This is a genomic window from Nitrogeniibacter aestuarii (assembly GCF_017309585.1).
GTDB classification, from domain to species: domain Bacteria; phylum Pseudomonadota; class Gammaproteobacteria; order Burkholderiales; family Rhodocyclaceae; genus Nitrogeniibacter; species Nitrogeniibacter aestuarii.
In genome coordinates this window covers 4,493,539-4,512,068 of sequence record NZ_CP071321.1, presented here as the reverse complement: position 1 = coordinate 4,512,068, position 18,530 = coordinate 4,493,539, and the positions used below count along the sequence as shown (strand labels likewise).

Sequence of the window (18,530 nt, the reverse complement as noted above, 5' to 3'; positions counted from 1 at the left end):
ACCGCGCCCGGGTGAGGCGACACCCAGGATCGCGGCCACGCAACCTCCCCGACAGAGGACGACCACACGTCCCGCCGAGGTGCTCCGAGTTCGATCCGCGAAGAGGAGGAGGAAGACTCATGGCACACATCGTCATCATCGGGGCCGGCATCGGTGGCTTGCCCATGGCTTATGAAATGCGTGACAACGCCCGACCCGGGGATCGCATCACCGTGGTCGCCAGGGATGCGCGCTTTCATTTCGTACCCTCGAACCCGTGGGTGGCCGTCAACTGGCGTACCCGTGAGGATATCGAACTCGATCCCGCCGAGCCGCTCCGGCGCAGGGACATCGACTTCATTGCCCAGGGCGTCAAGCGCGTCCATCCCGAGGACAACGCCATCGAGCTCGATGACGGGCAGTCCATCAGCTACGACTATCTGGTGATAGCCACCGGGCCGAAACTGGCCTTCGACGAGGTGCCGGGGCTCGGCCCGCACGGGGGCTTCACCCAGTCGGTGTGTCACGTGGATCATGCGGTCACGGCCGAAAAATCGTGGCAGAACTTCGTGAAGGACCCTGGCCCGATCGTGGTGGGTGCCGTCCAGGGGGCGTCATGCTTCGGCCCCGCCTACGAGTTCGCGATGATCCTCGACGCCGATCTGCGCAAGCGCAAGATCCGCGACCGGGTACCCATGACCTTCGTGACCTCGGAGCCCTATATCGGACACCTGGGCCTGGCCGGCGTGGGCGACTCCAAGGGCATCATGGAGTCGGCCTACCGCGACCGTCACATCAAGTGGATCTGCAACGCCAGGGTGGAGAAGATCGAAGACGGCCTCATGCACGTGATCGAGCATGACGAGGACGGCAAGGAGAAAAAGCGCCACGAAGTGCCCTTCAAGTATTCGATGATGCTGCCGGCCTTCAAGGGCGTGGACGCGGTGTTCGGCATCGAAGGGCTGGTCAATCCGCGCGGCTTCGTGATCATCGACGAGCACCAGCGCAACCCGGCCTTCCCCAACATCTTCTCGGTGGGTGTGTGCGTCGCCATTCCGCCGGTCGAGGCCACGCCGGTGCCCACGGGCACGCCCAAGACCGGCTACATGATCGAATCCATGGTCACGGCCACGGCGCTCAACATCCGCGCGCTGATGGACGGGCGCGAGCCCACCGAAACCGCCACCTGGAACGCTATCTGTCTGGCCGATTTCGGCGACACCGGCGCCGCCTTCGTGGCCCTGCCGCAGATCCCGCCGCGCAACATGAACTGGTTCGCCCAGGGCAAGTGGGTGCACCTGGCCAAGATCGCCTTCGAAAAATACTTCATCCGCAAGATGAAGAAGGGCTCGACCGAGCCGGTCTACGAAAAAGTGGTGATGAAGGCGATCGGCATCGCCAAGCTCAAGGGTGGCGACTGAGGTGGCCTGGCGCGCCTGCAGGGCCGGCGGTCGTGTGTGATGTGTCGGCCCTGAGCCCGGGGCGCCCTGCTGTAGGACCGTTCCGACAGGGCTTTGAGCGGGCACCGACACGTCGCGACAGCAGGGCACATTAGTCTGAAACCCTGAATACAGGCCACGACAGATTGAGGTGCCCAATGAACACCAACCGACCCGATTCCACGCTGCCCCTGTTGATGTCGATCGTTTTTGCCGCGGCGCTGCTGCTGGTGCCGATGATCACCCATGCGGGCGATGACACCGCCGAGCAGCCCACCACCACCTACCCTGAGCAGACCATGCTGGCGATGAACGGCGTTGAGGCCGATGCGCATGTGCAGTCGGCCGTCCGACATGTCAATCGCCTTGACGACGCGCGACCCGCCGATGCCGGGGATGATCTTGCCCTCAAGATGATGATGCACCGCTTGGCGATCGGCCAGTAAACGCATCAAATTGTCCGCCGGTGGCAGCACCCCGCGACGTCATTGACCCCAGAGCTCATCGCGAGATGCTGCCGGGCGGACGAGGCGCATTGTCCCAAACCCGTATGACATTGCCAATGTCATAATTCACTTGTCGCCGGACGGTCGGTATGCCCGCGCGGACGGCCATTCCCGCCGAGATCGTCGCGCGCTCTCCCGTCGGGACCCACATTCCCGACACGCCATCGGTGCTCTCCGATGGCGCCCTGCCTGTCGCAAAGTCCACAATGCGACAGTGACAAAAACCCCAAGTTACTGATTAATCGTCGTTTTACATCGGGCCCGCTTCTTGCACTCCGGTTGGCATGACCGCCCTGGACTTACGGAGCAAGCCCCATGACCCCCGATCAGCGTGAACTGCTCATGACCGGCCTTGGCAACGGCACCATCGTGCCGTACCTGGGCCCGAGTGTGCTCTCTGACGTCAAGAACGTGCAGACTGGCGACCCCATCCCCGCCACCAGCGACCAGCTCATTCTGGCGATGAACGACGGCCGCCCGATGGCGCCCAAGCTCATGTACGAATTTCCGCGTGCGGCGATGAATGTCGAACTCAAGCGCGGACGTACCACTGTCACCCGCTTCCTCAATCGTACCTACGGCGATACGGCATACACCCGTGGCGCCGTGCACGACTGGCTGCAGTCGATCCGTCCGAAGTACGTGATCGACATCAATCGCGACACCCAGCTGCAGGACTCCTATGCCGACCAGCCCCACAACCTGATTGTCGGGATCGCCCGCATCGGCGGCACGCCCTTCCGCTACAAGCTCTATACCTGGAGTGGCACGGCCTACAGCGAGGTCGACGCGCTCGACATGAGCCTGCCCCTGCTCTTCAAGCCCATGGGCACGCCGCGTCCGGAAGGCGTCTACATCGCCTCCGACGCCGACTATGTGGACTACATCACCGAGCTGATGGGTGGCTTCGCCATCCCGCCGGAGCTCAAGGAGTACCGCACGGGCAAGCGCTACCTGCTCATGGGGCTGCGCCTCAATCGCGACACCGAGCGCATGGTGATGGCCGACATCATCTACGGCGCGGGCGAGCCTTCGGGCTGGATCCTGCTGCCCGAGCCCAACGACAAGGAACGCCGTTTCTGCAAGAAGGTGGGGCTCGAGATCATCGAAGAGGACGTGTTCGACTTCATCGGTGCCACCGAAACCGCCTGAATCACTTACCCATTTTCCGGAGCCAAGATCATGTTGGTCGCTTCCCCCCTGATGGAAAAATTCCAGCCCTTATTCTTCAATGAAAACTTCTGTGAGCCCGCCACCGAGACCGGCTGGCAGTCTTACCGCGGTGAATTCATCCTGGTCGAAGGCGAGGTTGCCGATGACCAGGGGCGTCGCAAGCCGCCCAAGAGTGTGCTCAAGCAAGTGGCCCTGCTGACCGGGCCGGAATCGGTGAAGCTGCTCACCGGCTCGCTGGACGAACTGCAGGAATTCCCCTTCGTGCTCGAGAAGCTGGGCGAGGCCTTCGATGCCGACACCCAGGTGGTGCTCTACACGGTCAACATCGACGACGAGTTCCAGACCACGGTGAACGGTGCCCGCGTGGTGTTCATCCCGATGGTGCAAGGCATGGTCTGGAACGAGCTGACCGATGAACTCGCCCTTGAAAAGAGTGACTTCAAGGGCCAGAGCGCCGCCGACAAGCTGGTGACCATGTACGAAGCGACCAAGAGCAACAAGTTCAAGATGCCCGAGGCGTCGGTCGAGGACATGATGACCAGGACCAACAGCAACAAGCGCGAGAACCACGGGGCCATCTGATGCAGTGGGACGACGCAGGCCACGCCCTCGGCGTGGCTGAAATGGATGATACCCACCGCGAGTTCCTGAGTTTCGTGAGTGCCCTCGAACAGGCGTCGGACGCCGATTTTCCGGTGCTGTTCGAGCAGGCGCGCATGCACACGCGCAAGCATTTCGAGCGCGAGTACGAGCTCATGAAATCGTGCCGGTTCCCGGCCGTTCGTGAGCACGAGGCGGAACATGCGCGCGTGCTGGCCGACCTCAGTCATCTGTCGGCCCGCGTCCAGCAGGGTTCGCTGGTGATGGCGCGAGCCTACGTCAAGGGGCTGCCGGACTGGTTCCGGGGGCATCTGGCGACCATGGATTCGGCGCTGGCGGCCTGCCTCAAGGCACACGACATGGCGCAGCCGGCCTGAGCCCGGTCATTTTTCTCGCCGGACGGAACGAAGGCGAAGGGCTATAGTCCATCAGGATACGCACGTGGTGTCGGTGGACGAACAGCGTGTCGCTCACCGGTGCCGTACCGAGACGCTCACGGACGTAGCAACGCCCCTGAACGCCAGACGGGTTGCGTACGCCCGGTCGACGTGACGCCTTTCCGGGCCTGCGCAGCCGCTTGCCCGGAGAGATCGTATGCATGATACCGACCTGGCCCACGTGGGAGGCCTGTCCTATCTCAATCCCAGCGCCCCCGAGCCTTACGCCAGTTTCATCGAGCAGATCGAGCGGGTCCGCCCCTACCTAGGCGAACTGGAACGCTGGATCGAAACCCTCAAGCATCCCAAGCGCACCCTCATCGTCGATGTGCCGATCGTTCGCGATGACGGCACCATCGCCCATTACGAGGGCTATCGCGTCCAGCACAACCTCTCGCGCGGGCCCGGCAAGGGCGGCATCCGCTTCCATCCGGCGGTCACGCTCAACGAAGTGATGGCGCTGGCAGGCTGGATGACGGTCAAGAACGCGGCAGTGGGCCTGCCCTTTGGCGGTGCCAAGGGCGGCATCCGGGTCGATCCGCGTGCGGTCACCAAGGATGAACTGCACCGCATCACCCGGCGCTTCACCTCGGAAATCGGCCTGATCATCGGCCCCGACCGCGATATTCCCGCCCCGGATGTGGGCACCAATGCGGTCACCATGGCCGTGATGATGGATACCTTTTCCATGAATCGTGGCGGCACGGCCACGGGGGTGGTAACCGGCAAGCCCGTGGCACTTGGCGGCAGCCTGGGGCGCCATGAGGCGACCGGTCGCGGTGTGTTCATCACGGCCCGGGAGGCCGCGCGTCACCAGCACATCGAGGTGGAAGGCGCGCGTGTCGTGGTGCAGGGTTTCGGGAACGTCGGCGGGATCGCAGCACGCCTGTTTCATGAGGCTGGTGCCCGCGTGATCGCCGCTGCCGACCACGGCGCCACCTTGCACAACGAGGCGGGCATTGATGTGCCGGCAGCGCTTGCCCATGTGGCTGAGAACGGCTCGCTGGCCGGCTTCCCCGGCGCCACGCCGATCGACATCGAGGATTTCTGGCAGCTGCCTTGCGAATTTCTCGTGCCGGCCGCCCTTGAGGGGCAGATCACCGAAGTCCGGGCCCCTCGGGTGCAGACGAAGATCGTGGTCGAAGGCGCCAACGGCCCGACCACGCCGGCGGCGGACGACATCCTCAAGGACCGCGGCATCCTCGTCGTGCCCGATGTGCTCGCCAATGCCGGCGGCGTGACCGTGTCCTACTTCGAATGGGTGCAGGATTTCTCGAGCTTCTTCTGGACCGAAGACGAGATCAATGACCGGCTCGAGCGCATCATGGTCAACGCCTTCGGCGCGATCTGGCGGGTCTCCGAGGAGAAACAGGTGTCGCTACGCACCGCCGCCTTCATCATCGCCTGCCACCGGGTGCTCGAAGCCCGTGCCGAGCGGGGGCTTTACCCCTGATACCCCGCCGGGGCGATCTTCAAGCAGATCATGGCGTATCGCGCCAGCGAAGATTCCGGTCACTGAAGAAGGGACGGTTACCGCCGCCCTGACGGCTCGTGACCGGAAACGGCATGAATGCGCCCCGGGGGCGGGATCCCTGCGAGTGACCCGCTAGGCGGTCGTCTTCGAGTGAGACCGCCCCGGCAGGTACGATCTGCAGGGGCGTCAGCTGTCGGGGACTTCGTCCGTGCGCACGAGGAAGTTCTTCAGTTCGTTGGCGCCGAAGGCGTTGCTCAGTGCCACGTCGGCGGCGTCGCGACCACGGGCGAGGAGTACCCGGCCGATGCGGGGGGTGTTGTTGCGCGCATCGAAGGTGTACCACTCACCGTCCAGATAGGCCTCGAACCACCCGGCGAAATCCATCGGTCCGTAGGGGGGCGGCATGCCGATGTCGCCCAGATAGCCGGTGCAGTAGCGCGCCGGGATGTTCATGCAGCGGCAGAAGGCGATGGCCAGGTGGGCATAGTCCCTGCACACGCCGATGCCATCGTTCCACACGCCCCAGGCCGACTTGGTGGCATCGGCGTGTTCATAGCCGAAGCGGATGTGATTGTGGACCAGATCGCAGATGGCCTGGACCCGGGGCCAGCCCGGTGTCGTCTGTTCAAACAGTTGCCAGGCGGTGTCGGAGAGCAGGTCGGTCTCGCAATAGCGGCTCCCGAGCAGGAACTCGAGGGTGTCGTCCGGCAGTGCTTCGACCGGTGTCTGACGCGCTTCGGGCACCACCACGTCGGGGAGCCCGGTGTCGTTCACGAGCGCTTGGGTTGACAGCTTCAGGCGGCCGGCCGGCGCGATGACGCGCGAACACCAGTTGCCGAAGCGATCCCGGTAGGCGCGGATCGGCACCGGCGGGTCGGCCACCATGTGGTCCGGGATGATCATGTCCGACACCCGCGTGTAGTGCACGCTCAGCGTCAGGATCATGGGGGTGGGTTTCGGGCATTCGAAGACGAGTTCGTAGCCGATGGCGATCTTCATGAGGAGGTCTCCTCCCGTTGGCTAGGGCGCGATCCCGACGGATGGCGGGCGGCCGCCGGATCCGGTTTGACCGGGCGCTGGAGTAGCTCCGACAGGGTGTCGACGATGAGTTTGCGCAGCGAGGTCCAGTGATGTCCGCCAGCGAACACATGCTCCTGGTTGATTTCCAGCTCGATGCCCAGGTAGGCGTCGGGGGCATAGCGGCGTCGAAACGTGGTCGTGAGACCGTCGCCGTTGCCGCGATAGGGATAGTTGCGACGGATGGCGAGGCGATGATCCCGGCGGGCCATGGCTGTTTGCCATTGTTCGCACAGGCTTGCTTCCAGGGCGCGCTTGGGGTCGTACAGCAGTCCGATGTCGGCGGTGCGTCGCTCGCCGTCGAGCTCCGGCACAAAGCTGTGGCAGGACAGGTGCAGCACCTGGCCATGGTGGGTGACGATGGTGTCCATGAGCGCCTGCGCGCGACTGCGGTAGGGCGCGTAGTACGCCTCGACAATGGCCTTGCGTATGTCTTCAGGCGCCTGCCGAATGGTGTCGAAATGCAGCGCCGGGTGGCGCACCGAGCGGTTCAGGTCCACGATCAGGCGCGTGACCATCGAGGCAAGCAGCGGGGCCGAGAGAGCGGTGGCACAGGTGCGGGCCATCTCAAGCGCGCCGGGGTCATAGCCGCGATGGGTTCTGACCAGGTCGAAGTGGCCGGAGAAATACTTGCGATAGGGTGCCGGGATGCGATTGCCGGCGTGTTCGCAGGTGATGACCACACCAGGGCTGTTGACACCCGGTTCATCGAGCGCCCGTGGCGCCCCGTTCAGCGGGCCGGCCATGACGGATTCGGCAATTGGGCGAAGACGGCGCGCGTCCCTTCACTCCATTGTTGGCTCAGGGCGTTGAAATACGGGTCGCCCTCATCCAGTCGGCGGCACATGCGCACGGCGAGGCTGTCCTTGGCGTAGCACAGCAGATCGATGGGCATGCCGACGGACAGATTGCTGCGCATGGTCGAATCGAAGGAGACGAGCACACACTTGGCCGCTTCGTTCAGCGGGGTGTCCGGCGTGATGGCCCAGTCGATGACGGGCTTTCCATACTTGGTTTCGCCGGTCTGCAGATAAGGCGTTTCCTCTGCGGCTTCGATAAAGTTGCCCTCCGCGTAGATGCGGAACAGTCGGGGCGCTTCGGCCCCGATCTGGCCGCCGATGATGAATGAGGCGTTGAAGCCGATATCCGATTGCGCCAGATAGCGCCCATCGCGTTGATCGACTTCCCGCATGGCGTCCGAGACCAGATACACGGCATCGAACATGGACTGCGCGCCCCACAGGTTGGGGACGTCGGTGCGCTCGTTGCGCTGCCGCAAGCGGCTCACAACGGCCTGGGTGCCGGCCAGGTTGCCGGAACTGAGCATGACGATGACCCGGTCGCCGGGGCGCTCGAAAACGGTCATCTTGCAAAAGCGGGCGAAGTTGTCGACCCCGGCGTGGGTGCGTGAGTCCGACGCGAACACGATGCCGTTGTCGAGCAGCACACCCACACAGTAAGTCATGTGCGGCCGGCGTATGCCGGCACCGATGGTTGGCTGGGATGGGTGATAACGTTCAGCCGGGCAGGAACGGGGTCGGATCGTTGGCGTGTTTCCTGGCACGCTTGGCGATCTTCTTTTCCTTGGGGGTCAGTCGGGGCTGCTTGCGCGTTTCCTTGTTGCCTTGTCGAGCTTTGCTCATGGCCGTGCTCCTGATGCGCGACCGCGACGCGACCGTTGTCCCCACTATAGGCCGATTCGGTCGCCAGAACCGGCTGGTGATGAAAGAAAGCATGTGCCCGCCCTCCGGCGGGCGGCCCGGGTGCAGCGCGGGTCGCGGCGCAGCGCCACCGTCATCGAGGCCTGCTTTGGTGGCTCAACGCCGGGAGCAGCGAGGGTCCTAGCTCTGAAGCTGGGCTGTGGTCGTCGCGTTGCGGCGGTCTTCGAGCAGACCATGGAGCAGCGCGCCGGCAAAGATCCCGGCCAGGGCGATGAGCAGGTCGGTGTTGCCCGCTCCCAGCCCCGCCAGGGCCGGGCCCGGGCACACGCCGCAGATGCCCCAGCCAACGCCGAACAGGGCGCCGCCGGTGAGGCTGCGCTTGTCCACCGAGAAGGGGCGGGCCTCGAATGCGCCGCCGAGCAGCGGCTGACGGCGCAGCCGTGGCAGCCATTGGAAGACGAGCATGTTGATGCCGGTGGCCGCGCCGAGCACGAACAGCAGGCCCAGATCGTCGAAGGTGAGGAAAGAGATCACCACTTCAGGACGGATCATGGTGGCGTACGACAGACCGAAGCCGAACAGCGTGCCGGCCACCAGCGATGCAAACAGGTCGAGGGGTCTGTTCATGCGCCGACCCCCAGGGCTTTCATGACCCATGCGGTGATGATGGCGGTGGTCATGAAGGTGAGGACGATGAGCATCGAGCCGCGATTGAGCGAAGCCATGCCGCAAATGCCGTGGCCGGAGGTGCAACCGCCACCCAGGCGTGCGCCGTAGCCGATCAGTACGCCGCCGAGCGCCAGCTTCCAGGCCGGCATGTGGCTGGGTGCCTGCGGCAGTCCGAGACCCAGGTAGATCAGCCCCCCAAGCACGAAGCCGGCGGCGTACACCAATCGCCACTGGCGCGAGCCGCGCAGGGACGGTTGCCGGAAGAACGGGGTGTTGAGCAGCCAGCTCCAGCTTGAGCTGAAGAACGTGCTGGCGCCGCCTTGTCGGCCGGTGACCACGTAGAGGAGCGCGACACCGAGGCCGATGAGGATGCCGCCCGTGAGGTAGGGGGCGATGCCGTTGGGGAAGAGTGAATCGACCATGTGCCTGTGCGTTCGGAAAGAGTCGAAACATTATTACATTAGCAAAAGCTGAAATACGAAACCGCCACTTTGTTTCATAGAACGTCTGGGCATATGTGAGCGTGATATCCCTGCGTGTACAGCGATTTCGCGCGTATGCCCAATCCTTTACGCTGACGGATTCGAGGTCAGACAAAGGAGGTCAGGATGCGCATTTCGTGTGCAAAGGCGGTGGGTGTGGTGATGGCAAGTCTGGTGTTCGGGTCGGCTGCGGTGATGGCCGCCGAAGGCTCGACCCGCGTGATGGCGGCAGGCAGTCTGAGGCTGGCAGTGACCGAGATGCGCGACGTGTTTCATGCCAGCGGTGGCCCGGAACTGGAGCTGCTGTTCGGCCCCTCGGGCAAGCTGCGGCAGATGATCGAGGCCGGCGAACCGGTGGGCGTCTTTCTTTCCGCATCCAAGAAGCACAGCGACGCGCTTGCAGCGGCCGGCATGCTCAGTGGCAGTGACCGCTTCACCCGCAACGTCCTGTGCCTGATGGCGGCGCCGGGCCGAGCGGTGAGCGAACCGCAGGCGATCGACGTCATGCTCGATCCGGCAGTGCGCCTCGGCACCTCGACGCCCAAGGCCGACCCGTCGGGCGACTACACCTGGGAGATGTTTCGCAAGGTGGAGGCCCTCCGGCCAGGGGCCTTCGCCACGCTCGACGCCAAGGCCTTGAAACTGACGGGCGGCGCGGTCGACAAGAAACGCAAGGCACTGCCGTATCCGGCTGTTTTCGAGGGGCATCAGGCTGATGTGTTCGTCTCCTCTTGCACCAACGCGGTGGCAACCGCGGCGCAGGTGCCCGGCCTGACCTGGGTGAAACTGCCGGACGAGATCAATGTCGGCGCGGTCTACGGCATGGGTGTCGCGACCCGCGCGGGAGATGCCGCCAAGGCGTTTGCCGACTTCGTGCGCAGTGAGGACGGACAGGCCATCCTGGCGAAATACGGGTTCAAGTAGCCACGTCGGCTCGCCCGGGCCCGGGCGTTGGTGTCCGGCATGCCGTCACGCGGCCGGCGCGGCGCATCTGTGGCTGAAGTTTGCCGCGGATGCGCCGATACCCTGAGGGTCAGCCGTGAAGGATAAGACGGCGCATCGAGGGAGAAATACCGTGTCGAATCCGTTATTCCTGCACGTGGTCAGCGCCGATGATGCGTTTGTTGATCGTGTGCGCCGGCACATGGCCGGCAAGGCCGAATGCTGCGCGTTCGGTTCGGCGGCAGCCTGCCTGAACGGGGTACGAAGACATGTGCCCGACGCCGTGCTGATTGATCTGTCACTGCCCGATGACGGCGGGTTCGAGTTGCATCGTGGCCTCAAGGGCGACTTCGACCACGCCGACATCTACCAGCTACTGCTGTGTCCGCCCGACATGATGGGGCGTGATGGTCTCGAAGCGGACGATCTGGTGGCGTCGCCGGCGCCTGACGCCCTGATCGAATTCAAACTCGACGCCTTGCTCGCGCTCTTCGAAGCACGCGCAGGCATGCGCGCTCAGATGGAATACGCCCAGAACGTGGCCTTCACGTCGATGTCGGCCATGGGAGAGCTGGGGGTGGTGATGCAGTTTCTCTCCAAGAGCTTTGCGTGCCAGAACGTGCAGGCCGTGGCCCGGCTGGCCGTGGATGCGTTGCGCCAGTATGAGCTCGAGGGCGCGGTGTATCTGGTGTGGGATGGCGATCATCATGTGCTCACGACCGATGAGGGCCCGCTGGCGGCAGAGCAGGAGACGATGATTCTGCAGCGCCGCACGCTCGGGCGGGTGCTGGAGATCGAGCGCAATCTCGTCGTTAACTTCGACCATGTCACGGTGTTGATCACCAACCTGCCGGTCGACGACGCTACGCGGCTGGGGCGCATCAGAGACAACGTGGCGACGCTGACCGAAGGTGTTGAATCGCGTATTCAGGGCTTGCTCCTGGAGCATGACAATCTGCTCAAGCAACAGGGCATCCGGTATGCGGTCCACGAGATCCGCGATTCGGTGATCGACCTGGACGCGCGGCAGATGGCCGACCTGATGCAGACCGGCGCGCTGGTGAATGCGGTCATCGACGAATTCGAAACCGCATTTCATCACATGGGGCTGCATGTCGAGCATGAGAACGTGCTGATCGCGGATCTGGTCGAGCTACGGCAGAAAATCGGCGAAATCGTGGGCAAGCCCGGCGAAGTTCACCAAAAGCTCAAGATCGTCGTCGAGGCGCTGCAGACCCTGGCAGGCGAGATCCAGTCCTGAGGGCGCTCATATTTCCGAGCCGTAGGTGATGCGAACCGGTTGTTCGGTCTTGATGGGCCGCTCCAGGACGTCGCTCAGGCTCTGCAGGATCAACCCGCGCAGGGACGACCAGTGGTGTCCGCCGGTGTCGGCATGGCGCTGGTTGATCATCAGGTCGATGCCCATGTAGACATCGGCGCAATGCCGTCGGCGCAGCTTCGACATGAGGCTGCCGCCCTCGCTGCGCGAGGGGTAGTTGCGCCGGATCGACAGGCGCTGGTCGCGCTCGGCCATGTCGGCCTGCCAGCGCTCGCACAACAGTTTTTCCGGCTCGCGACGGCGGTCGTACAGCAGGCCGATGTCGGCTTCGCGGGTCGTGGTCGGCTCGTGCTCGAAGCTGTGGCAGGCCAGGTGCAGCACCCGGCCGTAGCGCTCGATCGACTTGGCCACCAGATCTTCCGCCTGCTTGCGGTAGGGGTGATAGTAGGTGTTGAGGATGCCGTCGCGCTCTTCCTTGGAGGCCTGGCGCACCGCTTCGTCGTGCAATTCCGGATGGCTCAACGCACGATTGAGGTCGACCAGCAGACGCGTGACGCGCGAGGCGAGCAATGGCGCGCTGAAGGCGGTCGCGGCCGCGCGGGCCATCTCCATGGCGCCGGGGTCGTAGGCGCGCGACGAGCGCACCAGATCATGGCGACCGCTGAAATAGATGCGGTACTGCTCCGGGATGCGATTGCCCCCGTGCTCGCAGGTGATGATGATCCCCAGGTCGCCCCCCGCGGGTGCCTCGAGGTGTTCCGCGGCGCCGCTCAAGCGCGCATGAACGGCTTGAGATCCATGGCCTGCCGTTGTGTGTAGTAGCCCAATCGTGAGGTGTGCATCCACGCCTTTCCGTGATTCTGCCGCGCCGCGGCGATCCTTCAACTATAGGCCGAAAGTGCCGGTAATGGCGCCGTTGGTGGAAATAAACCCGGTCGGACTCAACGCGGGCGAGGCCTCAGACGGTAGGCGGTGTGTTCCAGATCGGTGAAGCCGGGCTCCCGATGCGCCATGTCGATGTCAAAGTGAGCGGCATACAGACGGCGAATGTCTTCGTCGATGCCACCGGCGCGCACCTCGTCCGGGGCGTCCGGATCGACGTCGGCGACCGTCACCAGGAAAACCGTACACTGCGGCGGGACGAGGTGGCGCAAGCGCGCCACATACGGCGCCCGCAGCGCCTCGGGCAAGGCGGTGAGCGCTGCGCGGTCATACACCACGTCGATCGCGCCCAGATCGTCCGGTTCGAGCCGGAAGAAATCGCCGCACAGCAGGCTGATGCGCTCGCTGTCGTGTCGTGTGAGCTTGCCGCGTTTTCGTTTGTCGGGCTTGAGGCCGCATTCGCTGAAGAAGGCGTTGATGGCGACGGGGCTGAGTTCGACCCCGATCACCTCGTGGCCGCGGGCGGCCAGCCACAGCAGATCGAGACTCTTGCCACACAGGGGGACAAACACACGGGCGGCCGGATCGGGCACCAGGGTGTGCCAGAAGCGTCGCAGCAGCGGGTTGATCTTGGCTTGGTGGAAGTCATCCGTCTGTCCCTTGCGCCACATGCGCAACCAGTCCTGATGGTCCTGATGGGTGGCGAGCGTCTCGAGCGGTCGCGGTGTGCTGCGTGAGGCAGACATGATGGGGTGCTCCTCGGGCCCTGGCCCGTATCCAGCGTTGGCACGCCGGCCGGTGGGAGCGGGTCGCGCGAGGCCGGCGGGCCGTCTGTGGCCTCGCCGGTGCGGAGGCGCAGCATCGGGCTGCGCCAGCGAAAGATCAGTGGCGAAGAGCGTGGTCGAGGAGCGCTTCGGCCTGGTAGGTGCAGCGATCACGGGTCGCGCGGTCGAGCGCGCGCACCCAGCGTTTGGGCAGGGCATCGACGCCATGGCGTGCGCCGACCAGCATGCCGACGATGGCACCCGTGGTGTCGGCATCGCCGCCACGATTGACGATGTCCACCAGCGCCGGGAACACATCTTCGAAGTCTTCCAGCGTCTGCAGCACGGCGTGCATGGTGTCCACGATGAAGCCGCTCGGGTTTTCGACCCGTTTGGCGGGCAGCTTGAACACCGGTTGCGTGTCAAACAGCCGGTCGATGGCGATGAGTGCCTCTGCGGGGCGGTGAAGCAGGCCGGCATGAATGAGCGCGATCAGGCATTCGCAGGCGGCGTCCGACAGGGCATTGTGATGGGTCACATGGGCCTGGGCGGCATTGGCCGTGGCGATGTCGGTCAGCGAGCGGCCCAGGCTGACCAGGGCCACGGGCAGCAGGCGCATGGCCGCTCCATTGCCGGCGTCGTGCTCCGAATACGGGGCCTTCGCCTCGCCGGTGCGCCGCCAGGTGATGAGATTGCGCCGCACCGTGTTGCCGATGTCGACCGGCTTGGCGCGCATCCAGTCATCAAAGGCCCGGGCGCAGGCCTCGGGCTCGACGTGCCCGTCCTGAGCCAGGATGGCTTCGCCGAGGGCGAGCGCCATGGTGGTGTCGTCGGTGACCTGCCCGGCCTTGAGCCTGAGCCAGCCGCCGCCGGTGATGTCTTTGTGCACGCCATGCCTGGCCTGTATTTCACGCGGGGTCATGAACTCGACCGTCGCGCCCAGCGCATCGCCAATGGCGAGGCCCAGGTAGGCGCCGACCGCGCGGTCGCGCAGCGTCCGTGCGTCCGGCCAGCCGGTCGGCGTGCTGCGCTGGCGGGGGGCGGTCACGGGTGGCATGCCCACTCACTCTTCCGGACCGAAGCACTTCGAATGCTCCGCACACTCGCCACAGGAAGGCGCAGGGCACACATAGATGCCTTCGGCTTCACAGAACTGCTTGTAGAGGAATTTCTTCCACTTCATGTCGCCGGTGTTCTGTCCGGCCAGGGGCAGGAAGTTATGCCTGAGCAGGATCGACAGCTCACCGCGATTGGCCAGGCCAAGGTCCTGCCACAGGTGATCGCGACCGGCGCAGGCGGTGGCGACGATGTCGGCCATCCATTCTTCGGCGCGATGACGCTTGCCGCGGTGATTGAGAAGCAGTTGCTGCAGATCGGTCCATTCGGGGATGTCTTCGATCTCGCGCGCGATGGTGCGTGGCACCGGGCCGGGGAAAAAGTGGTTCAGCATGCGCACGAAGGCGACGGTACCCAGACCCAGATCGGCGGGCAGGCAGCCAAAGCCGGCGCACTGGCCCGCCACCAGGCTGGCAAACAACGCCCGGTTCGGGTCTGCGGCCACCGTCGGGTCGACCGGACGACGCAGCAGGTCGATGTGCACGGTGTCGCGCATGGCGATGGGGTCGGTAGCGTTCATGTGCGTGGCCTCCAGACTAGCATGGCCGCCCCGCCGTGTTGGCAGGGCGGTCATCGGACAGGGGGACTTACTTGCTGGGATATTCCACCAGCAGGTCTTCGCCGCCACGCACGATCATCTGGCAGGCCAGACGCCAGTGGTTGGGCGGGATGTCGTCCACGTACATCTTCTCGAGCTCCTCCTGATTGACCTTGCCCATTTCCTTGAGCACGGCCACTTCGCGGTTGTTGAGCGGGCCACCCATGGGGCGGCGCTTGCCGTCGAGGGAGGAGACCTTGACCAGGCAGGTGCCACAGTCGCCTTCGCCACAGCCGAAGTCGATGGGGATGTGGTGTTCCTTGGCCAGTGAGAGGATGGTCTGGGTGTGGCTGCCGGCCACGGCATAGACCGTCTTGTCCTTGTGCAGGGTGCTGGTGAATGTCACGAGAGACATGATGCTTTCTCCAAAAGAATGTCGAGTGAGATGAAGGTTCTCCCTGTTGGGGGGAGCGACCTTCTGACTGAACGGTCAGCCGGGGCGGACGGTGATTTCACCGCCCAGGATTTGCGCCTGGCACGCCAGGCGATGCCCTCGGGGCGCCAGGTTGTCTTTCAACACCTGGTCTTCGAGTACCGAGGGGGTGGCGAGGTGTTCCGCGCCTTTGATGACCTTGGTGAGGCAAGTGCAGCACTCGCCCTCCCGGCAGCCATAAGTGATGCCGGCGCCGACCTTTTCCGAGACCTCGATCAGCCGGGTGCCGGCCGGGACGGTGACGGTGACGCCGATGTCTTCAAACGTGACTTGTGCCTTGGGCATGGGGTTCTCCTTGAGCGATTACGGGTGGAAGCCCAGGGCGTCACTGGACGCTGCGGGTACCACAATGAGGTGATCGAAGGGCGTAGGCCGGCCTGAGCGAAGCGAAGCCCGGCATCCGGTGTGCCAGCTCGTGGCGATGCCTGTCGGGCTTCGCTTGCGCTCAGGCCGACCTGCGGAGATGGGATATTTGTGCGCATTCATCCGACCAGCTCCGACATGTCGATGACGCGGTTTTCCACCTGGCCGGTGAGGTGGCGGGCGACTTTCTCGCCCAGATCGCGGCAGTGGTCGAGTTCATCAAGCGCGGGCACCAGCTTGACGCGCAGGCCCTCGACCGGGACGCGCATCTTCAGCCCGCGCAGACGGTCTTCGATCAGGCGCACCGCCTCGCCGCTCCAGCCATAGGAGCCGAAGGCCACGCCCAGCTTGCCCTTGATGTTCACGCTGGTGAGCGAGGAGAGCAGGTCCCAGATGGGTTTGACCGCGTCGGCGTTGATGGTGGGGCTGCCGATGGCCAGACCGTCGGCTTCTTCGACCAGATCGGTGAAGCCGTCCGGGTCGCCGCCTTCCAGGTCGTAGAGCGAGACGCGCACGCCACCCAGACGCTCGGCACCCTCGGCAATCGATTCGGCCATGAGCCGCGTGTTGCCATAGGCCGAGAGGTAGAACACCACCAGGGTCTTCTCGCTGCGCGCTTCATTGCACAGCCGCGGGGTGGCCAGTTCGCGATAGCGCAGCACATAGTCGCGCGGCTGATGACGCAGGATGGGGCCATGGGCGGGGGCAATGAGTTCGAGCTTGAGGGGCTCGATGAGGGCCACCGCATCGAGCACATGTTCGCGGAAGGGCCGCATGATGTGCTGGTAGTAGTACTCGAACGAAAAGCGGAAGTCGCCGGACAGATCGTTGAACAGTCGCGGATCGCAGAAGTGACAACCGAAGATGTCGCCCGAGAACAGCATGCCGTCCTCGACCAGATAGGTGCACTGGGTGTCGGGCCAGTGCAGGTACGGGGTGTGCAGGAAGCGCAGGGTGCGGTCGCCCAGGCTCACCTGGTCGCCGGTGGTGACCGGGGTGTAGTCGGGCGGCTGGCTCTCGCTGGGCTTGAGCAGGGCCTTGAGCATCATCTGCGCGCGGCTCGACAGATACACCTTGGCCTGCGGCGCACGGCGCAGCAGCTCGGGCAAGGCGCCGCTGTGGTCCGGCTCCAGATGGTTGAGCACGATGGTGGTGATCTCGTCGTAGCGGGCGACGGATTCCAGCCGGCGGAAGAAGGTGTCGGCGTAGTTTTCCTTCACCGTGTCGATCACGGCCACGCCCTTGCTTCCGCGCACCACGTAGCTGTTGTAGCTGGTGCCGTTGGCGGTCTTGAGGATGATGTCGAAATTGCGCAGATGCGGGTCCAGGGCGCCCACCCAGTGGACGCCCGGCGCCAGTTCGACCGCACCGTCTGAAAGACCTGCGGGGACCATGTCAGACCTCCTCGGCCGTCGGGTCCGGACAGGGTGCGTGAGCGCCGCTGCCTTTGGCGCAGCCTTCGAGGTTGCCTTGAGTCGCCGCGGCCGGATCGAGCCCGATCCAGGCGTCCACGGCGAAGCTGTCAAAGCCGACCATACGGGTGCCATCCACTTCCATGAGCGGGCGGCGGATGAGCAGTGGCGTGTCGAGCAGCAAGGCCATGGCGGCGTCGGCGTCGAGCCGTTCGGGCACGATGTCGCCATCGCGCACGGCGGGCGCACTCAGGTTGAACCATTCGCTCACCGGCAGGGGAGCGAGGAAGTCCATGAGGCGCTCGGCCGTCCACGGCTCGGCCAGCAGGCTGCGCACCACGAGCTGGTGTCCGGCGGCTTCGAGCAGCGCCTTCTGCTGCTTGTTGCCGGCACAGCCGGGTTTCTCGAAAAACGTCACGGTCGCCATGAAGGCTCCCTCCTTGTGCGTTCGGGCGGGCGTCCCCGCCCGGACGGTTACAGGTACTCCGCGGGTAGCAGTTCCATCTCCGCGATCTTCTCGATCGGGATGTTGGTCAGCGAACCCGGTGCGTTGAGCGGATCGCCCAGTTCATCGACGATGGCGCATTCGATCGGGCAGATCGCCGCGCATTGGGGGTCGTCGTGGTCCCCGAGGCATTCGGTGCACTTGTCCTCGTTGATGAGGAAGTGCGGCTTGTCGTCGTAGATGGCGTCGTTGGGGCAGACGTCGTAGCAGGCCCAGCAATTGACGCATTGGGCGGTGATTTGCAATGCCATGGTCGGCTCCTCAGTGTCGGGGGGTGGTGTTGATCCGTGCTGCCGTCTTCAGCGCGGCGGTGACCGGGCTGGTTTTCGGGCGTATCGGATTGGCCAGACGAAGCGTTTGGGCGTTGATCGCGAGAAGCGGGAAGGGTCTGCTTCCGGCCAAGCGACGGATCGCGTTGGGTCGATGAGTGCCCGGGACAAGGCGTGCGAGGCGGCCAAGGGTGGTCCCCTTGGCAACGAGCGCAACGCAGTCACGGGTGCTCATCGACCCAACCCTTCGGGCTTGGGTCTTTTTGTCCCCGCTGCTGCGTTGCACCTCCTTGCCTGGGGATCCACCCAGGCCGCGTCGGTGCGCCTTGCCGCGCGAACAAAAAGACCCAAGCGCGACCGCCGATTGGCCGGAAACAGACCCTTGCACGAGGCCCGCAGCCATACACAAGGTGCGCAAGGTTGGCGAGGCGTCGGTTTTGGTGGCGTGTTGGGCCATCGTGCTGTTCCCT

23 protein-coding genes are annotated in these 18,530 nt (G+C 64.6%); 8 read left to right on the top strand and 15 right to left on the bottom strand.

From position 1 onward, the window contains the following. The first annotated feature begins 119 nt into the window (after positions 1–119). The 6 genes from J0W34_RS21030 to J0W34_RS21005 all read left to right on the top strand — a co-directional run bounded on the left by J0W34_RS21030 (position 120) and on the right by J0W34_RS21005 (position 5,587). Positions 120–1,400 (top strand): NAD(P)/FAD-dependent oxidoreductase, encoded by a 1,281-nt coding sequence (locus J0W34_RS21030; protein ID WP_230970089.1) that lies wholly within the window; start codon positions 120–122, stop codon positions 1,398–1,400. Positions 1,401–1,576: 176 nt separating this feature from the next. After that, positions 1,577–1,864: a hypothetical protein gene (locus J0W34_RS21025; RefSeq protein WP_227817534.1), complete on the top strand. Its 288-nt coding sequence runs from the start codon at positions 1,577–1,579 to the stop codon at positions 1,862–1,864. 375 nt (positions 1,865–2,239) lie between these two features. After that, positions 2,240–3,076, top strand: coding sequence for an SIR2 family protein (locus J0W34_RS21020; protein WP_230970088.1), 837 nt, complete (start codon positions 2,240–2,242; stop codon positions 3,074–3,076). Positions 3,077–3,106: 30 nt separating this feature from the next. Beyond that, positions 3,107–3,679 (top strand): hypothetical protein, encoded by a 573-nt coding sequence (locus J0W34_RS21015; protein ID WP_230970087.1) that lies wholly within the window; start codon positions 3,107–3,109, stop codon positions 3,677–3,679. Next, a complete protein-coding gene (locus J0W34_RS21010) occupies positions 3,679–4,074 on the top strand; it encodes a bacteriohemerythrin (protein WP_230970086.1) in 396 nt (131 codons plus the stop codon). The genes J0W34_RS21015 and J0W34_RS21010 overlap by 1 nt, the downstream gene beginning before the upstream one ends. A 217-nt stretch (positions 4,075–4,291) precedes the next feature. Further along, a complete protein-coding gene (locus tag J0W34_RS21005; RefSeq protein WP_230970085.1) occupies positions 4,292–5,587 on the top strand; it encodes a Glu/Leu/Phe/Val family dehydrogenase in 1,296 nt (431 codons plus the stop codon). Positions 5,588–5,794: 207 nt separating this feature from the next. Here the strand turns inward: J0W34_RS21005 and J0W34_RS21000 are convergent, their stop codons facing one another. The 6 genes from J0W34_RS21000 to J0W34_RS20980 form a co-directional block, all read right to left on the bottom strand. Then, positions 5,795–6,607 carry a transglutaminase-like domain-containing protein gene (locus J0W34_RS21000; RefSeq protein ID WP_230970084.1) on the bottom strand — a complete coding sequence of 271 codons (813 nt, stop codon included), beginning with the start codon at positions 6,605–6,607 and terminating at the stop codon, positions 5,795–5,797. After that, positions 6,604–7,431 (bottom strand): N-formylglutamate amidohydrolase, encoded by an 828-nt coding sequence (locus tag J0W34_RS20995; RefSeq protein ID WP_230970083.1) that lies wholly within the window; start codon positions 7,429–7,431, stop codon positions 6,604–6,606. The genes J0W34_RS21000 and J0W34_RS20995 overlap by 4 nt, the downstream gene beginning before the upstream one ends. After that, positions 7,416–8,150, bottom strand: coding sequence for a peptidase (locus J0W34_RS20990; protein WP_227817541.1), 735 nt, complete (start codon positions 8,148–8,150; stop codon positions 7,416–7,418). Before J0W34_RS20990 ends, J0W34_RS20995 begins: the two co-directional genes overlap by 16 nt. Positions 8,151–8,202: 52 nt before the next feature. Further along, entirely contained in the window at positions 8,203–8,328 is a 126-nt protein-coding gene (locus tag J0W34_RS22260) for a hypothetical protein (RefSeq protein ID WP_269144628.1), read from the bottom strand. 198 nt (positions 8,329–8,526) lie between these two features. Then, positions 8,527–8,973: a DUF6691 family protein gene (locus tag J0W34_RS20985; RefSeq protein WP_230970082.1), complete on the bottom strand. Its 447-nt coding sequence runs from the start codon at positions 8,971–8,973 to the stop codon at positions 8,527–8,529. Further along, a complete protein-coding gene (locus J0W34_RS20980) occupies positions 8,970–9,437 on the bottom strand; it encodes a YeeE/YedE family protein (RefSeq protein ID WP_230970081.1) in 468 nt (155 codons plus the stop codon). Before J0W34_RS20980 ends, J0W34_RS20985 begins: the two co-directional genes overlap by 4 nt. 186 nt (positions 9,438–9,623) lie before the next feature. On the opposite strand from J0W34_RS20980, the gene modA reads away from it, so the two are divergent. Both modA and J0W34_RS20970 read left to right on the top strand, forming a co-directional pair. Continuing rightward, positions 9,624–10,421: a molybdate ABC transporter substrate-binding protein gene (gene modA / locus J0W34_RS20975; protein ID WP_230970080.1), complete on the top strand. Its 798-nt coding sequence runs from the start codon at positions 9,624–9,626 to the stop codon at positions 10,419–10,421. Between the two features lie 151 nt (positions 10,422–10,572). Next, positions 10,573–11,700 carry a response regulator gene (locus tag J0W34_RS20970; RefSeq protein ID WP_230970079.1) on the top strand — a complete coding sequence of 376 codons (1,128 nt, stop codon included), beginning with the start codon at positions 10,573–10,575 and terminating at the stop codon, positions 11,698–11,700. A gap of 6 nt (positions 11,701–11,706) precedes the next feature. Here the strand turns inward: J0W34_RS20970 and J0W34_RS20965 are convergent, their stop codons facing one another. From J0W34_RS20965 to J0W34_RS20925, 9 genes are all read right to left on the bottom strand, one after another. Continuing rightward, positions 11,707–12,492, bottom strand: a complete 786-nt coding sequence (locus tag J0W34_RS20965) for an N-formylglutamate amidohydrolase (RefSeq protein WP_230970078.1) — start codon at positions 12,490–12,492, stop codon at positions 11,707–11,709. A 167-nt stretch (positions 12,493–12,659) separates the two neighbouring features. Beyond that, positions 12,660–13,346 (bottom strand): thiopurine S-methyltransferase, encoded by a 687-nt coding sequence (locus tag J0W34_RS20960; RefSeq protein WP_230970077.1) that lies wholly within the window; start codon positions 13,344–13,346, stop codon positions 12,660–12,662. Positions 13,347–13,482: 136 nt separating this feature from the next. Next, on the bottom strand, positions 13,483–14,421 hold the full coding sequence (gene draG / locus J0W34_RS20955) for an ADP-ribosyl-[dinitrogen reductase] hydrolase (RefSeq protein WP_230970076.1): 939 nt from the start codon (positions 14,419–14,421) through the stop codon (positions 13,483–13,485). A gap of 6 nt (positions 14,422–14,427) precedes the next feature. Continuing rightward, a complete protein-coding gene (locus J0W34_RS20950) occupies positions 14,428–15,000 on the bottom strand; it encodes a nitrogen fixation protein NifQ (RefSeq protein WP_230970075.1) in 573 nt (190 codons plus the stop codon). 67 nt (positions 15,001–15,067) lie between these two features. Further along, positions 15,068–15,433: a 2Fe-2S iron-sulfur cluster-binding protein gene (locus tag J0W34_RS20945; protein ID WP_230970074.1), complete on the bottom strand. Its 366-nt coding sequence runs from the start codon at positions 15,431–15,433 to the stop codon at positions 15,068–15,070. 75 nt (positions 15,434–15,508) lie between these two features. Beyond that, complete coding sequence (locus tag J0W34_RS20940) at positions 15,509–15,796, bottom strand: 2Fe-2S iron-sulfur cluster-binding protein (RefSeq protein WP_230970073.1); 288 nt, start codon at positions 15,794–15,796, stop codon at positions 15,509–15,511. A gap of 197 nt (positions 15,797–15,993) precedes the next feature. Next, complete coding sequence (locus J0W34_RS20935; protein WP_227817552.1) at positions 15,994–17,268, bottom strand: FprA family A-type flavoprotein; 1,275 nt, start codon at positions 17,266–17,268, stop codon at positions 15,994–15,996. Between the two features lies 1 nt (position 17,269). Beyond that, positions 17,270–17,713, bottom strand: coding sequence for an ArsC/Spx/MgsR family protein (locus J0W34_RS20930; RefSeq protein ID WP_230970072.1), 444 nt, complete (start codon positions 17,711–17,713; stop codon positions 17,270–17,272). Positions 17,714–17,760: 47 nt separating this feature from the next. Then, a complete protein-coding gene (locus J0W34_RS20925; protein ID WP_227817554.1) occupies positions 17,761–18,042 on the bottom strand; it encodes a 4Fe-4S binding protein in 282 nt (93 codons plus the stop codon). Positions 18,043–18,530 lie beyond the last annotated feature (488 nt).

Excerpts from the sequence above, each read along its gene's own strand:
- J0W34_RS21030 (WP_230970089.1), top strand. The coding sequence starts at position 120 with ATGGCACACATCGTCATCATCGGGGCCGGCATCGGTGGCTTGCCCATG.
- J0W34_RS21025 (WP_227817534.1), top strand. The coding sequence starts at position 1,577 with ATGAACACCAACCGACCCGATTCCACGCTGCCCCTGTTGATGTCGATC.
- J0W34_RS21020 (WP_230970088.1), top strand. The coding sequence starts at position 2,240 with ATGACCCCCGATCAGCGTGAACTGCTCATGACCGGCCTTGGCAACGGC.
- J0W34_RS21015 (WP_230970087.1), top strand. The coding sequence starts at position 3,107 with ATGTTGGTCGCTTCCCCCCTGATGGAAAAATTCCAGCCCTTATTCTTC.
- J0W34_RS21010 (WP_230970086.1), top strand. The coding sequence starts at position 3,679 with ATGCAGTGGGACGACGCAGGCCACGCCCTCGGCGTGGCTGAAATGGAT.
- J0W34_RS21005 (WP_230970085.1), top strand. The coding sequence starts at position 4,292 with ATGCATGATACCGACCTGGCCCACGTGGGAGGCCTGTCCTATCTCAAT.
- J0W34_RS21000 (WP_230970084.1), bottom strand. The coding sequence starts at position 6,607 with ATGAAGATCGCCATCGGCTACGAACTCGTCTTCGAATGCCCGAAACCC.
- J0W34_RS20995 (WP_230970083.1), bottom strand. The coding sequence starts at position 7,431 with ATGGCCGGCCCGCTGAACGGGGCGCCACGGGCGCTCGATGAACCGGGT.
- J0W34_RS20990 (WP_227817541.1), bottom strand. The coding sequence starts at position 8,150 with ATGACTTACTGTGTGGGTGTGCTGCTCGACAACGGCATCGTGTTCGCG.
- J0W34_RS22260 (WP_269144628.1), bottom strand. The coding sequence starts at position 8,328 with ATGAGCAAAGCTCGACAAGGCAACAAGGAAACGCGCAAGCAGCCCCGA.
- J0W34_RS20985 (WP_230970082.1), bottom strand. The coding sequence starts at position 8,973 with ATGAACAGACCCCTCGACCTGTTTGCATCGCTGGTGGCCGGCACGCTG.
- J0W34_RS20980 (WP_230970081.1), bottom strand. The coding sequence starts at position 9,437 with ATGGTCGATTCACTCTTCCCCAACGGCATCGCCCCCTACCTCACGGGC.
- modA (WP_230970080.1), top strand. The coding sequence starts at position 9,624 with ATGCGCATTTCGTGTGCAAAGGCGGTGGGTGTGGTGATGGCAAGTCTG.
- J0W34_RS20960 (WP_230970077.1), bottom strand. The coding sequence starts at position 13,346 with ATGTCTGCCTCACGCAGCACACCGCGACCGCTCGAGACGCTCGCCACC.
- draG (WP_230970076.1), bottom strand. The coding sequence starts at position 14,421 with ATGCCACCCGTGACCGCCCCCCGCCAGCGCAGCACGCCGACCGGCTGG.
- J0W34_RS20950 (WP_230970075.1), bottom strand. The coding sequence starts at position 15,000 with ATGAACGCTACCGACCCCATCGCCATGCGCGACACCGTGCACATCGAC.
- J0W34_RS20945 (WP_230970074.1), bottom strand. The coding sequence starts at position 15,433 with ATGTCTCTCGTGACATTCACCAGCACCCTGCACAAGGACAAGACGGTC.
- J0W34_RS20940 (WP_230970073.1), bottom strand. The coding sequence starts at position 15,796 with ATGCCCAAGGCACAAGTCACGTTTGAAGACATCGGCGTCACCGTCACC.
- J0W34_RS20935 (WP_227817552.1), bottom strand. The coding sequence starts at position 17,268 with ATGGTCCCCGCAGGTCTTTCAGACGGTGCGGTCGAACTGGCGCCGGGC.
- J0W34_RS20930 (WP_230970072.1), bottom strand. The coding sequence starts at position 17,713 with ATGGCGACCGTGACGTTTTTCGAGAAACCCGGCTGTGCCGGCAACAAG.
- J0W34_RS20925 (WP_227817554.1), bottom strand. The coding sequence starts at position 18,042 with ATGGCATTGCAAATCACCGCCCAATGCGTCAATTGCTGGGCCTGCTAC.